Source organism: Methanobacterium aggregans (genome assembly GCF_017874455.1).
Classification (GTDB): domain Archaea; phylum Methanobacteriota; class Methanobacteria; order Methanobacteriales; family Methanobacteriaceae; genus Methanobacterium_C; species Methanobacterium_C aggregans.
Map to the genome: position 1 here is coordinate 502,546 of NZ_JAGGLN010000001.1, position 14,786 is coordinate 517,331.

Consider the following 14,786-nt stretch of genomic DNA (forward strand, 5'->3'; position numbering starts at 1 on the left):
CCCTGTGGTGCACCCAGAGGGTGGGTTCAGCTCCAAGCTTTACCGAGTCAGGCGGAAACAGCCAAATCTTTGCACCCCATGGGAATCAAACTGTCCTTCAAATACAATATAAACGGGTTTAAAATAGTCTTTAAAGGAGGCATTCAGGGTCTGTCACGTGCACCTGCGGGTTATCCTTATTTAATTATAAAAATAGTAATTCACAATTTTATGTAGAATTCAAAATTCGATGTATCATCTCTTCACGATTTAATTATATTTGATCCTTAAAAAAAGAATAAAAAAGGTTTAAATGGGTTTTATTTTTTCCTTGGTGTGAATACCCCTCCAAGTACAGCGAGAATTGCCAGTACGAGTTCTGCTATAGGCATACCCGTGGTTTGCATTGGTACGGTTTTGGTTGTTGATGCAGCGTTCACTCTGTTACTATTAGAGTTGTTCTGTTCCTGTACGTTGACTGTAAATGGTGTCAATGGGTCTGTATTTCTGTTGAATGTCTCTGAGGTTATCATTGGTAGGATAGAGTAGCTTCCAGTTCCCAATGCCCTCACTCTGAGGTAAAGGTAGGGATCTCCTACTGCCACGTTGTTAAGTGTCCATGTTATGGTCCTGTTGGTTGGGTTGTAGGTAACTGTTCCGTTATCAACACTCACATTTACAAATTCCAAACCAGCCGGTATCTGGAAAGACATTGTAACATTGGTTGCATTGTCTGGTCCCTTGTTGCTGAGTTTGTAGGTTACTAGGAATGTGTCACCAACAGTTGGGTTCTTTTTGGATGTTGTAGTGTTCAGGTACAGGTATGAAGATGGCTGCAACGTTAACAAAGTACTATTTGTAGAAGCCAAGTAATTGTTGCTTCCTGAATACTCTGCAACGACACTGTAGTTACCAGCAGTCCATGTAGTTGGTATTGCCCATGTTATTGAGGCTGTGCCATTGGAAACATCTGCAGTGCCTATATTGGTATTGTTCACTGTGAATCCTACCTGTCCATCAGTCACCGGATTTCCATTAGAATCCACCAGATCTGCTGTGAAAGTCACATTCTGACCAGCATAACCACTAACAGAATCCACAGTAACAGCAGTAGGATTTGGAGTCACAGTCAAATTCGTACCATTGGAAGAAGCTAAATAATTACTGCTTCCTGAATACTCTGCAACAACACTGTAATTACCAACGGCCCATGTGATTGGTATTGTCCAATTAATGGTAACTAAACCATTACTCACAGAAACAGGGTTTAATGTAATGCTGCCAACAGTGAAAGTAACAGTTCCTTCATTCATGGGATTACCATAGTAATCAGTTACATGTGCTGTGAAGGTCACATTCTGACCAGCATAAACACTAACAGGTTCCAGGGTAGTAGTGGTAGGTGCTTGGTTTACTGTTATTGGTGTTGAAACAGTTTGATGATCTATTGTAGCTGTGATGTAAGCATTACCCAGAGTATTAGCTGTGAAAACAGAACTTGCAGTACCATTCACCAGCACAGTAGATAATGGGTTCATGGTTCCAATATTATTTCCAAAATCAACTATTACTCCATCGGGCACATGACCATTTGCAGGATCATGGTAAGCTCCATTGTTATCATGCTGTAAATTTACTGTTACTGTTGTATTTCCATTGAAAGTTGTTGTAGAATTAGCTGCAGTAATATTCAAAACCAACCAAGAACTTACATCAACAACACCACCACCAGTGCTAGATACATAAATTGATGGATTACTGTTTGAACCCCACCAGTTAAGCGTAGCATCCAAAGTACCAAATAGACTGTAGATCTGACTGTTATTGGGACTATTTCCAACAATCCTGTTGAAATGAAAAACTCTAGAAGAAGCATCATCACCATAGTTCCAAATAGCACCACCTCTACCCAAAGTTGCGGTGTTGCCTGTGAATGTACTGTTAATCACAGTTAAACTTCCACCAGTATTATAAATAGCACCACCAAAATCTGCGGTGTTGCCTGTGAATGTACTGTTAATCACAGTTAAACTTCCACCAGTATTATAAATAGCACCCCCATAATCTGCGGTGTTGCCTGTGAATGTACTGTTAATCACAGTTAAACTTCCACCAGTATTAGAAATAGCACCACCAACAAATGCAGTGTTGCCTGTGAATGTACTGTTAATCACAGTTAAACTTCCACTATCACTACCAATAGCACCACCATCAGTTGCGGTGTTGCCTGTGAATGTACTGTTAATCAGAGTCAAAGTTCCACTATTCGAAATAGCACCACCACTAAATGCAGTGTTGCCTGTGAGTGTACTGTTAATCAGAGTCAAAGTTCCACTATTCGAAATAGCACCACCAACAAATGCAGTGTTGCCTGTGAGTGTACTGTTAATCACAGTTAAACTTCCACCATAGTTCCAAATAGCACCACCATCATAACTTGCGGTGTTGCCTGTGAGTGTACTGTTAATCACAGTTAAACTTCCACCATTCCAAATAGCACCACCAAACTTTGCAGTGTTGCCTGTGAATGTACTGTTAATTACAGTTAAACTTCCACCATTCCAAATAGCACCACCCCTATAATTTGCGGTGTTGCCTGTGAATGTACTATTAATCAGAGTTAAACTTCCACTGTTCCAAATAGCAACACCACCATAATCTGCGGTGTTGTTTGTTAGTGTTAGGTTGGTTATGGTAACTATTATTCCAGGTGCTATGTAGAATATATTGTTTCCGCTTTGTTGTCCGTTTATTATTGTGTTGTCCTGGTTTTCACCGGTTATTGTCATGTTCTGGTTGATGTCTATTCTGGATTCGTTGTAGGTTCCCTGTGCTATGTGAACTGTTCCGTTTGCTGCTACTGTGCCTGTGGCATTTGTTATGGTCTTTTTTGGCCCGCTTGTACCATTGTATGTGGCATTTAATCCATCCCATGTATCATTTCCCTGTGTACTAACATAGATTGTGGAATTATCTGTACCGGCTGCACTTACAGCATTAACACCAAAAGATAACACCACCACACACATTAGTAACATCAAAGGAATTTTAAGGATTGAATGTTTATTTTTGGTCTCCATTTTGTCTTTTTCACCTCCTTCATGCCCGTTCCGGTATATGAAATTATTATATCATCATATCCAAATCATAAATAATACATTCACAATAATAAAACTTCTGATTTAATCCTCAAAAATACGGATAATCAAAGCGAATAAAAAAGATTTACAAAAAAAATCAAGCCCATAGAAGATAATACTTCCAAATTAAACAATTCCACATTATTAACTGGAATATAAAAACAAAAATCACATATCATTCTTTAAATTGGTAAATGAATACAAAAAATATCCAATAAACATTAAAAATGTTCAACTACAACAAAACATGGCTATTCACAAAAACACACAAATAGAAAAAAAAGAATTCCAATTCCTGTGGTGCACCCTGCGGGGGTTCAGCTCCAAGCTTTACCGAGTCAGTCCGAATTGACCAATTCTTTGCTACCCTAGGTGATCAGGACGCCTTTCAAATACAGTTTAAATGGGTTTAAAATAGTATTTAATGAGTGAATTCAAAGTCTGTCACGTGCACCTGTTGGTTATCCTTATCCAATATGAAAATAGTAATTCTCATTTTATGTAAATTCAAAATTAGGGTCACGATCTAGTTATCTTGTTCTTTAAAAAAAAGAATAAAATGGGGTAAATGGTTTATTTTTTCCTTGGTGTGAATATTCCTCCGAGTACAGCTAGAATAGCCAGTACGAGTCCTGCAATTGGCATACCTGTATTTTGCATTGCTATGGTTTGTGTTGCTGCGTTTACTGTGTTTGTAGTGTTTTTTCCATTAGTGTTATTATTATTGTTAGACTTGTTAATTATGATTAATGTTGATTCAAGTTGATTGTCAACTGTTGCTGTAACATTTTCATTACCAATGTTTGCTGCTGTGAACTTTGTTGTGGCTTTGCCGTTTTTTAATATGGTTGATATTGTGTTTAAACTGCCTAGACTGGTATTTGATAGGTTGAAGGTTACAGGGGTTCCATCAGGCACATGACCCTTAACAGGATCATAATACTTTCCTGTATTGTCATGGAGTAAATCAGCAGTTACAGTTGAATTACCACCATTAGAGATACTTGTAGGGTTTGCAGTAATATTCAAAACTAACCAAGAAGTCACATTAACATTACTATTCACATAACTTGATGGACTACTGTTTGAACCCCACCAGTTAAGCGTAGCATCCACAATACCGAATGAATTGTATATTTGATTGGTATTTGGACTGTTTCCAACAATTCTATTAAAATGAACAACACCTGAACCACCCTCATTGTAGATTGCTCCACCATTCTGTTGTGCGGTGTTGCCTGTGAGTGTGCTACTGGTAACTGTTAAATTACCATGATCACTGCAGATTGCTCCACCATAACCTGCAGTGTTGTCTGTGAGTGTGCTGTTAGTAACTGTTAGAGTACCATCAATATTGGCGATTGCTCCACCATAACCATCGTTTGCGGTGTTGCCTGTGAGTGTGCTGTTGGTTATTGTTACATTACCAACCTGATTGAAGATTGCTCCACCATATGTTGCATTGTTACCGGTGAGTGTGCTACTGGTAACTGTTAAAGTACCATAATTGTAGATTGCTCCACCATAATCTGTTGCAGTGTTGCCTGTGAGTGTGCTGTTGGTAACTGTTAAATTATCACCACTATTGTAGATTACTCCACCCACACCTGCAGTGTTGTCTGTGAGTGTGCTGTTAGTAACTGTTAAAGTACCAGCATTGCAGATTGCTCCACCATATGTTGCATTGTTACCGGTGAATGTGCTGTTGGTTATTGTTACATTACCTAGCTCATTGAAGATTGCTCCACCATATGTTGCATTGTTACCGGTGAGTGTACTGTTGGTTATTGTTACATTACCTTGCTCATTGGCGATTGTTCCACCATATGTTGCATTGTTGCCTGTGAGTGTACTGTTAGTAACTGTTAAAGTACCATGATCATTGAAGATTGTTCCACCACAACCTGCAGTGTTGCCTGTGAGTGTGCTACTGGTAACTGTTAAATTACCACCATAATTGTAGATTGCTCCACCCCAATATGTTGCAGTGTTGTCTGTGAGTGTGCTACTGGTAACTGTTAAATTACCATGATCACTGCAGATTGCTCCACCACCATTAGATATTGCAGTGTTGTCTGTGAGTGTGCTGTTGGTTATTGTTAAAGTACCATGATAATTGTTGTAGATTGCTCCACCCACATCTGCGGTGTTGTCTGTGAGTGTGCTGTTGGTAACTGTTAAAGTACCATAATTGTAGATTGCTCCACCATAAGTTGCGTTTCCGTTGGTTAGTGTTAGGTGGGTTATGGTAACTGTTACTCCATTTTTTATTGTGAATATCCAGTTGGTGTTGGTTCCGTTTATTATGGTTCCTTGTTGGCTTTGTCCTGTGATGTTCATGTTTTTAGTGATTGTGAGGTTTGTATTCCCTGTTCCACTGTAGGTTCCATCTGCAATGTACACTGTTCCATTTTCAGTAACACTGTTTATTCCTTGACCTATTGTCTGGTATGGATGATCTATTGTTCCATTGTAGGAATCGTTTCCTCCAGTTGCGTTAACATAAACCGTTGACGCTGCACTAGCATTAGATACAGAAATCAGAACAACAAAAAGACCTAATAAAATCATTACTAACGTTTTATTGGTTATTACTTGCTTTTTGATATTTTCACCTCCTTTTATATTTTATTACAAGCAATTAACCTTAATGAAAGGATTATATAAATAATTTTCTAAATTCATCGGAAATAAGAGCATTATAATTAATTTTAATCCATAAAACAAAATAAAAAAAATGGGATGGAATGCTAATCTCTCTTTCAACTGTTAAAAAACTAAATTACAAAAAAAATAAAATAAAATCTCATTCTTAAAAATCGGATCCCTAATATTTACTATTTTTTTAAAAAGAAAAAAAAGAAGAGATATGTTTTTATTGTTTTCTTCTTGGCAACATTCCATCGAATATGGCTAAAATTGCTAGTACTAATCCCGCAATTGGCATACCTGTGTTTTGCATTGTTATGGTTTGTGTTGCTGCGTGGACTGTGTTTGTAGTGTTATTTCCTGTGTTATTTTCAGTTGGATTGTTGTTGTTTGGTGTTTGTACGTTGACTGTAAATGGTGTTAATGGGTTTGTGTTTCTGTTGTATGTTTCTGAGGTTATTGTTGGTATGATTGTGTAACTTCCACTTCCTAATGCCTTAACTGTGAGGTATAAGTAAGGATCTCCCACTGCCACGTTGCTGAGTGTCCAGGTTGTCCTGTTTGCGGGGTTGTAAGTCCAGGTTGTCCTGTTTGCGGGGTTGTAAGTCCAGGTTCCGTTATCAACACTCACATTTACAAATTCAAAACCAGATGGTATCATCTTGCGTCCATTCCAATTCAAGCTGAATATAAAATAGGGATAGGCTCCTGGGGCGCGGGCCCCTGGATAGGTTCCTCAAATTTTATAGGACAATCTGGTGGCAGGCAAGGGACTATGAAACGAAATGATTGTTAGAAAACCTGAATTTCTGCCATGGCCCAAGATCCATCCAGCTGCAGGTGGAATTGTTGAGAGCAATGGATATTGTTCAAATCAAGCAATGTGATGAAAAGAGAGTAAATTGTTGATTAAAGGAAATAGGGGGTGAGGAACGGTGCAGCTTTTTTCAGGGTAGATTGGGGTTTGATACTTGAAAAAATAGGGTGCTGCACAGCCTCCAATTCAAAACTCGTTTTCACAGTTATTTATATTTTTTTACTAAGAAATTGGGCTGCTGCTCACAATGAACCTGTACAGCTCCAGAATCACTCAGTCACAGGGCCAACTGCAACTTAATGCCAACGCATGAAATGTAGTAAAATCGAGCCGAAGGCTCAAATATGCCCCTCAGCCGTGGGAATTTAATAGTAAAAAAAGTTGGAATTTATGAAAATAAATGTAATTAAATTATTTTATGTTTAAACAAGCTCTTAGCTTTTTTTTAGATTCATCTTTTTGTTTAAAATCTCCATTTTTAATTTCAACTTCATCTAAAGCGAAATTAAAGAGTTCAAACATTATTTTATTTAATCTAAGACCTTTTTCAGTTAAATGGTATTCTGTCTGGCCTGAAGCTGTGTTTAAAACTGTTTTTTCAAGTATACCTTCCTGTTCTAATTCTTTCAATCTTTCAGAGAGAACTTTGCTGCTGAGAGTAGGGTGCAGTTCTAAAAAATCTTTAAAATGTTTACACTCACAGAATAACCCTTTAATTATCTGAATATTCCATTTTTTCCTGAGATAACTAAATGTATCATCTATAGCTTGGTATAATGCATTACAATAATAATCCTCTTGAATCATATTAATTCCTCCACTTACCTTAAGGTAATTACTCAAAGGTTAGAAAAATTACTTTAATTTAAATTAACACTCTCTGATTAATGGTTTGTAATTTTTCTATTTATAATCTTTCAAGAGTATTTAGAAAAAAGACTCTAAGATTCATCCCAGAGAACAATTTACAATAAAAAAAGAAGGTAAAAAAAATGAAAAATAACAACACTCAAGCGAATAGATATACATTAGGTTTAGAAAAACTGAAAGAAATTGATGATAAAGCTGGAGAAGCTGTTGTTGAAAGTTTAAAAGATATTGCTCCAGATTTAGGTAAATACATCATTGAATTCTCATTTGGGGATATCTACTCCCGTAAAGGCACTGACCTCCAACAGAAAGAAATAGCAGTGGTAGCTGCATTAACAGCCATAGGAAATGCTGCCCCACAGTTAAAAGTCCATACCCAAGCTGCATTAAATGTAGGATGTTCACCAGAAGAACTTGTAGAAGTTATGATACAAATGGCAGGGTACAGTGGTTTTCCAAGCGCAATCAACGGAATTAACACTCTCAAGGAGGTTTTAGAAGAAGAAAACTTAAGTATTAATCCTGTGGAAGAAGATGAAAATGAAGACAGATTTAATTACGGTGCAGAATGGCTTTCAAAATTGGATAAAAATCAGTTAAGTGTCTTAAAAGAGAACTTTAAAGATTCAGCACCAGACCTTGTTAAATTCACTGTTGCTTTCGGTTACGGAGATGTGTTCTCCAGAAAAAACCTGGATCCTAAAATGAGACAAATTGCAACCATAGCTGCACTCACAGCCCTAGGAACTGCCCGACCACAATTAGCATTCCACATCAAAGGAGGACTGAACATAGGTTTAACAAAAGAAGAAATACTCGAAACAATACTGCTCATGACAGTATACTCCGGCTTCCCCTCATCTATCAACGGCATAAACACAGCAAAAGAAGTTTTTAAAGAGTTCTAAATTCATTCCACATAATAAATAGAAAAATTACACTTGACTCACCACAGACAATATTGTCAACGACAAAAAAATGGGGGTGAAGAGCAGTGCAGCTCCTTTGGTATGAATTGGGGTCATTACACAAGTAATTAAATAGGACGCTGCACTGCCTCTAATTGAAAAGTCGTTCGTCAAAGTATAAACATTTTATGAAAAAGTGTCCAGCCCGCCAGATCCACCTGCAACTGTCCAGCTCCCTCCTCAGTACCCGGGCCAGCTGCAATTTAACACCGACGAGCCTACAGTCTGCAATGAATATTGGACGAATTCCAGGTCCTGTGGTGCACCCTGAGGGGGGGTTCAGCTTTAAGTATCTGGGGATTTGGACGGTAGCTTCCATATCTTTGGTACTTGGAGGGGATTGAATTTGACTTGAAATACAATTATATTCATTATATTAAGAGGGTCATAATAAAGTATGATCATTAAGGTTGTGGATATCATGTTAGAACCAATAGAAAATTTATTTACAAGAAGAAATGAAGGTAAGGATTCCCATTCGATTACAGAACCTATTAGGTTTAAATTACTCAAATTAATTATAAAGTATCGAATTGAGATAGGAAATAAAAGGTCTGCTTTAGTTATGTCTGGATTCACTCCTTATTATAATGAATTAGAAGAATTTGTAGATTCTTTAGAGTTTGAACTTGGTATTCCAATTAGTAATCCATATGATCCTGTTGAAAAGAGAATAACTGATTTTTTGTTTAATTGTAAAGATAATGAGTTTTTAACCAGCTTAGAAATTTTAATGGCTATTAAATTCAAGGCTGTTCGAAGATTTCAATATGAATCTTATAACCTAAAAACTCAATTAGATAAGTTTATTGAAATAATAAATAAAATTTTTAGAATTGATGAAGTGCCCTATGAGATTTTGGAATTTTCAAACGAAGATTTACCTTATATGATCATGCCTCTAGATTCCCATTATCTCCATGAAGAATCTATTAAGAAACCTTTGTCTTTACTATCTGATCTAAATTTTGAAGGTGCTTTGGATGAATTTGAGCATGCATTAGATGAATATAGAAAGGATCATTATAAAAATTCAATACGTGACGCTCAAAAGTCTTATGAAAGTACTTTAAAATCAATATTAACTAAAAAAGGTATAAATTATGATGAAAAAGATAAAATACCTTCTTTAGTAAAAAAAGTTCAAAATAATGCAGGCCTTTTAGATAAAACTACTCAAGCTGCTTTTGAATCTCTTTGGTCGATATTTATTCATGGCACTTCAAAAATAAGAAATCAAGAAGGAGTTGGTCATGGACAAGGTTTGAACATCAAAAATATTAATAAAAGTTATGCACGTTTTGTTTTGAACCTTGTGGGTAGTTATATTGTGTTTTTAATTGAAAGATATGATGAAACTGAGGATTGAAGTGATTTAAATGGATTGGACTCAGATATCAATTACAATAATCGTTTCATTATCAGTTTCAATTTTTGTTTGGATGTTGACTTATGTTATACCTTATATTTGGCCTACATCTATCTCCAAAATTTTGAGTAGTTTTACAAAAATTTCTTCAGATTATATTGAAATTAAAATCTATATTAACCAATTTTTAAAATATGATGATTGGAAACGTTTAACAGCACGAGATAGATTAAATAAAATTTTTAAAAACAAAATTAGAGAAATTGAAGAATATCAATTGAAAAGATGGAATAAATTATCTAAAAATGTGATTTCCAAACCCATTAACGAAGTTTATAATGATATTAAAGAATTAAACTCTTTTTATAGTAAAGATCATGTAAGTTCAAGTTGCCCACTACTTAAAAATCCAGTGTGGATGGATATTAAAGAAGTGGAACCCTACTTTGGAGGATTTAAAACAAAAAAATTTAAACAATACCTTGAAAAAGAACTATCTGACTTAGAAGAATCCCTATTACAAAATGAAGATGGAAACATTTGGTTTTATGCAGATGACCAAGATCTAGATAAATGGGGATGTGAGAAAAATTTATTTGAATTTCCTCAATTAACTCCGAATGAATCACTCATTTTAATACATGAAGGAAATTATAAAGTAGATTCAAAAAATAAGTTTGATATTAACGAAATTTTAATCAAAGTTTTTAAATTTAAAGAAGAACCAAAAATTAGCAACGAAAACGATTTGAAAATAAAATTTGATCAACTGATAGAATACATTGATAGCCCTCGTGAAAGATCAGAACAGGAGGAATTAATATTCAAATTAGCAAGGGGGTTAAGTGACCAAACGGATTCAGATAATGTTCTTTTATCCTTATTAAATAATATTGAAAGTGAAAAATATTCCAAGAGATATAAAGAATTATATGAATTTATTGATCAATAAGATAAGCGATAATGTTTCTTTGTATCTCACCACCTCCATGTTCTCTTATTCACGTCCTAACTTTTGAAAACTGCCCATTCAAGGTTCCACCATATTTAAAGCTATTTGTCAATACTTTCAGGCCAAATAGAATTTAACACCAACGAGCCTGCACTCTGCAATGACTATTGGATGAATTTGAGATCCTGTAGTGCACCAGAGGGGGGTTCAACCCCAGGTCTTTACTGAGTCAGGCGAGAATAACCAAATCCTTGCTACTTAGAGAGCAAGTTGTGCTTGAAATACAATTATATCCATATAATCAAGATTTTTAACATTCTTCAAATTGGAAGTTTTTCAATACTTAATTATCAAATAATTTTACTAATTGCTCAAAAGATTCTATCGCAATCTTTGCATCTTCCTCAAGATTCTCTTGAATTTCATTTCCATGTGCAACCTCATTTCGTCTTTTATTAATTTTAGAGATTAATCTGTTAATTTTTTTCTTACCACTTGGAAATGGAACCAATTTATGGCATTTGCTTATCATTTGATATATAGTTGGGTAAAAAGTAGGTATTGCATTTGAAGCTATTGCTTTTTCAAAAGAATCTTTATCCATGTACTTTTTAAGTTTATGCTCTTCATATTTGATTTTTCCTGCAAAAAATTCTTCAACTTCTTCATCTTTTAAAGCATCCCTGAGTATTTCTCTGGCTTTTTGATTTAAAAAGTTCTCTAAAGCCCCATTAATCGCATAAATCGATTCTCTATAATTTCTACGAAGTAAATAATCTTTTGAATCAAGTAATAAAGTTTTCCATAAATCTAATCTCTCTTTTTTAAGATTATCATTAAGTTCCTCTAACTTTTCGGTAGATAACCAAGGAACTCCTAATTGAATTTGGACCAATTGATTATTCATCATATTAATATTATGAATTTCAAATGTTCCAGCAGTAACTGTACACAAATACTTGGTAATCATTTTATGAAAAATATTTTCTAGCCAATATTTCTTAGAAACAAGCCGATATCTCTCAATAAAAAAATTCATCACTTTAATTGTTTCAAGGAATATACGTTGTATTCGTTTATCCTGAGCTAAAATATCTAATTCAACTATTTCATGAGGATTAATATACCTAAAAGAAGTCAATTTTATTTTTGATCTACGAGCAATCCCATACTTATCTTCAACAATCTCAGAAAAAAATCCTCCACTTGTAGGCATGGGGTTTAAAGGGCTTTGAATAATTTCTATTTCAATAATATGTTTAGTATTTTCATATTCAAATTCAATAGGTTGATCTGTAACTATTAATGGAAAAGGAATTTCAAATTCCATTATAGTTTTAATGTCATTTCTTTCCCATGCTTCAATAATTTTTTTATCATCTAAAACTTGTTTTTTTAACTCACCAGAAGTTATTTTACCTGAATTGTGAATTAATTTTTGGTTTAATTCTTTAGCTTCAAGTATTAAGCTCTTAGATCCACTACTCAAGCCCAAAAATAATTTAGAGTAACAGATGTATTTGTTAAGTATGCACTTAGTTATAGTATCAAGATTTTCATATTCCGGCATATCTCTTGCTATTTTTAAATGATTTAATGCCTCTTCATATTGATGATCATTAATTAATAATCTTACAAGTTCTAAACATAGACTATATGAACCACTATTAAATTTATCTTTAAATTCTGGAGATAGTGTTTTTATTTTTGAAAAAATATTTTCTATGTATGATTTTTCACTAATCACATCACCATTTTCAGCTGCTTCTTTACTCTTTTTTGATAATTCGTGGATTTGTTGGACATTAATTTGATCCATGATATATCTACATTTATAATTGATTTCAATAGGTTTTTTTAAATATTCTTTTAGAGAAAATTTCATAGTTTTTACTTCACTATAATAAATTATTCTTTTTTTAAAGCATATTACTTTTATCTCTTATTTATTCTGTTAAATCATTAATCATATCAAATTGGTGCTTTAATCTTTCGTAGAATTCTCTAAACCCCTTAATATGATCTGCAAATATTTGAACAGAATCTAATAAATTTCCTTTTGGGACAAGATTATCTGGAATTGTAATAATGATACTTATGAGTAATGATCCTGTAACTTTATTATATTGGGTATCTGAAATCATTTTCCAGCCTGTTGGTAATTTTAGGATATAATCATCAAGTTTTGGATTTATAAATCTATATTTGTATTCAGAAACATTATTATCCTCAAATTTAAGGATTATATCTGTTGCAAAAGGTTTTGTTTTACCTAATAACTGACTATCTATACATTTGAGCATTAAATCACCTCTTTATTTTAATTTTATGTTTTATATTAAATAGTTTTATGATTTGCTATCAAAATCAAATAGAATGGGTTATGGTACTTCCAAAGAGCGCTATAATGAAATAAAATTAAAAAATAATAATATTTGATTTGTTTTATATTATTCTATCAAATATGCTTAAACTCCATAATCTGTATTACTCCATATATAAACCTGTGCCCTCCAACGGTTTTTAGGCATGTCATCCTTAGATATTCCTTGTCTTTTAGAAACTTCCAGGGAGGTGAAAAATTGATCAAAAAAAGACATGGGATAATGTTTCTCTGCGTACTCATAGCCACAATGAGCTGCGGATTCGCATTCCAGCAGGCATGGACCTCAGACACCGGACAGCCATCTAAGATCACAGGGGACGGACAGAACATACTCGTCACAACCTCCTCAGCCATCAAGGAGATCGACCCCACAGGTGCACAGGTCTGGAGCCAGGACATAGCAGTCTCAGGAAACGGATCCGCAGTTAAAGCAGGAAAATACGTCTTCATAGGAACAGCTAACGATGCAAGGGCACTGAACAAGGCAGACGGTTCAACCAAGTGGACCAAGACCGACGTCCTCGGTGCAGCACAGCCTGTTAAATACGTTTTCGTGAAGGGCACATGTGTGATCTTCTCAAACAGCGAGAAAGCAATAGTCCTTGATCGCGAAACCGGAAACAACCTCACAGCAGTTCAGGACGCCCCCACAGCATCTGAACCCTCAGTCTTCGGAGGTTACTACCTTGCAGGAACAGCAAACGGAGTCACAGCCTACAAAGGATTCATGCTCCCAGACCTACGCGTTAAGAGCATAACCAAAGCCAGCGACAAGACCACCGCCAAGATCGAAAATATCGGGCTCTCCGACGCTTCCAAAGTACTTGTTAAATTCGTTGTCAGGAAAACAGACGGTACATATCGTACGATACATCTCAACGCAGGAACCATTGCAGCAGGACAGAGCAAAGACGTTGTCATAAACGGTGCATTCAGCAGAGGGTACACAATAGTTGATCCCTACTACGCCATAACAGAACTGAACGAAGGCAACAACCAGAGATACTTCAGTTAAAACGCCACCAGAACCAATTTTAAAACTTTTTTTCTTTTTTTTGAAGTTTAAAGGACTGTTAAAAAATTTTTATTAAAAGGAGGAATTAAAATGGATTTAGATGAAATTCCGAGGGTCCCACTGATTTTTGGGCTCCTGATACTGGCTTTGGTCGCTGGTGTGGCTGGCTACTCCTACTTCAATAATTCCAGTTCCCAACAGATTGCCGCCCCTGCCCCTGCGGCTCAAGAGCCATTAACGGATGAGCAGATGAAGGAAAACCTTGAAAACCCCACTTTGGATATGAACGAAACTGCAGACGATGTTCTAGAATCTGAAAGCGTTGACTCCGGCACCGTGTATGAGGGAACTTCTTCACACACCACAAGTAAAAGAACTGTTTCTGCAGTGGCCGTTGTGAAACCAAAACCAGCTGCACACCCTTCAAAACCTGCACAGCCACAGAACCCAACCAACACAAACCCAACCAACCCCACAAATCCAACCAACCCAACAGAACCTGCAGAAGACTCTGAATACACAGATGAACCATGGGACCCACTAGAACCCCCAGTAGTGAACCCTGACGACCCTGGTGACTACGGTGGAGATGACGACCCAGAAGGTGACAACGGAGGACAGGGAGATTTAATGCCTTAAAT

The 14,786-nt window shown here is 35.6% G+C and carries 13 protein-coding genes; 7 read left to right on the forward strand and 6 right to left on the reverse strand.

Features of this window, described 5'->3' with window-relative positions; genetic code table 11:
- Positions 1-299: 299 nt before the first annotated feature.
- The 3 genes from J2756_RS02435 to J2756_RS02445 all read right to left on the reverse strand — a co-directional run bounded on the left by J2756_RS02435 (position 300) and on the right by J2756_RS02445 (position 6,429).
- Positions 300-3,059 carry a beta strand repeat-containing protein gene (locus J2756_RS02435; protein ID WP_209582120.1) on the reverse strand — a complete coding sequence of 920 codons (2,760 nt, stop codon included), beginning with the start codon at positions 3,057-3,059 and terminating at the stop codon, positions 300-302.
- A gap of 633 nt (positions 3,060-3,692) precedes the next feature.
- Positions 3,693-5,690 (reverse strand): beta strand repeat-containing protein, encoded by a 1,998-nt coding sequence (locus J2756_RS02440; protein WP_209582123.1) that lies wholly within the window; start codon positions 5,688-5,690, stop codon positions 3,693-3,695.
- 304 nt (positions 5,691-5,994) lie between these two features.
- The gene (locus J2756_RS02445; protein ID WP_209582126.1) at positions 5,995-6,429 is read right to left on the reverse strand and encodes a hypothetical protein; all 435 of its coding nucleotides are present in this window, start codon (positions 6,427-6,429) and stop codon (positions 5,995-5,997) included.
- 264 nt (positions 6,430-6,693) lie between these two features.
- On the opposite strand from J2756_RS02445, the gene J2756_RS02450 reads away from it, so the two are divergent.
- Entirely contained in the window at positions 6,694-6,885 is a 192-nt protein-coding gene (locus tag J2756_RS02450) for a hypothetical protein (RefSeq protein ID WP_209582128.1), read from the forward strand.
- Positions 6,886-6,996: 111 nt separating this feature from the next.
- Here J2756_RS02450 and J2756_RS02455 read toward each other — a convergent pair whose 3' ends face one another.
- Positions 6,997-7,392 carry a winged helix-turn-helix transcriptional regulator gene (locus J2756_RS02455; protein WP_209582129.1) on the reverse strand — a complete coding sequence of 132 codons (396 nt, stop codon included), beginning with the start codon at positions 7,390-7,392 and terminating at the stop codon, positions 6,997-6,999.
- 185 nt (positions 7,393-7,577) lie between these two features.
- Between J2756_RS02455 and J2756_RS02460 the strand changes: the two genes are divergently transcribed.
- From J2756_RS02460 to J2756_RS02475, 4 genes are all read left to right on the forward strand, one after another.
- Positions 7,578-8,363 carry a carboxymuconolactone decarboxylase family protein gene (locus J2756_RS02460; protein ID WP_209582131.1) on the forward strand — a complete coding sequence of 262 codons (786 nt, stop codon included), beginning with the start codon at positions 7,578-7,580 and terminating at the stop codon, positions 8,361-8,363.
- Between the two features lie 188 nt (positions 8,364-8,551).
- The gene (locus J2756_RS02465; RefSeq protein WP_209582134.1) at positions 8,552-8,767 is read left to right on the forward strand and encodes a hypothetical protein; all 216 of its coding nucleotides are present in this window, start codon (positions 8,552-8,554) and stop codon (positions 8,765-8,767) included.
- A gap of 77 nt (positions 8,768-8,844) precedes the next feature.
- Positions 8,845-9,792: an abortive infection family protein gene (locus J2756_RS02470; protein ID WP_209582136.1), complete on the forward strand. Its 948-nt coding sequence runs from the start codon at positions 8,845-8,847 to the stop codon at positions 9,790-9,792.
- 10 nt (positions 9,793-9,802) lie between these two features.
- Entirely contained in the window at positions 9,803-10,744 is a 942-nt protein-coding gene (locus J2756_RS02475) for a hypothetical protein (RefSeq protein WP_209582138.1), read from the forward strand.
- A 343-nt stretch (positions 10,745-11,087) separates the two neighbouring features.
- Here the strand turns inward: J2756_RS02475 and J2756_RS02480 are convergent, their stop codons facing one another.
- Both J2756_RS02480 and J2756_RS02485 read right to left on the reverse strand, forming a co-directional pair.
- Positions 11,088-12,629 carry a hypothetical protein gene (locus J2756_RS02480; RefSeq protein ID WP_209582140.1) on the reverse strand — a complete coding sequence of 514 codons (1,542 nt, stop codon included), beginning with the start codon at positions 12,627-12,629 and terminating at the stop codon, positions 11,088-11,090.
- 61 nt (positions 12,630-12,690) lie between these two features.
- The gene (locus J2756_RS02485) at positions 12,691-13,047 is read right to left on the reverse strand and encodes a hypothetical protein (protein WP_209582142.1); all 357 of its coding nucleotides are present in this window, start codon (positions 13,045-13,047) and stop codon (positions 12,691-12,693) included.
- A 279-nt stretch (positions 13,048-13,326) separates the two neighbouring features.
- Here J2756_RS02485 and J2756_RS02490 point away from each other — a divergent pair, with 279 nt between their 5' ends.
- Complete coding sequence (locus J2756_RS02490; protein WP_209582144.1) at positions 13,327-14,145, forward strand: outer membrane protein assembly factor BamB family protein; 819 nt, start codon at positions 13,327-13,329, stop codon at positions 14,143-14,145.
- A gap of 90 nt (positions 14,146-14,235) precedes the next feature.
- Complete coding sequence (locus J2756_RS02495; RefSeq protein ID WP_209582146.1) at positions 14,236-14,784, forward strand: hypothetical protein; 549 nt, start codon at positions 14,236-14,238, stop codon at positions 14,782-14,784.
- Positions 14,785-14,786 lie beyond the last annotated feature (2 nt).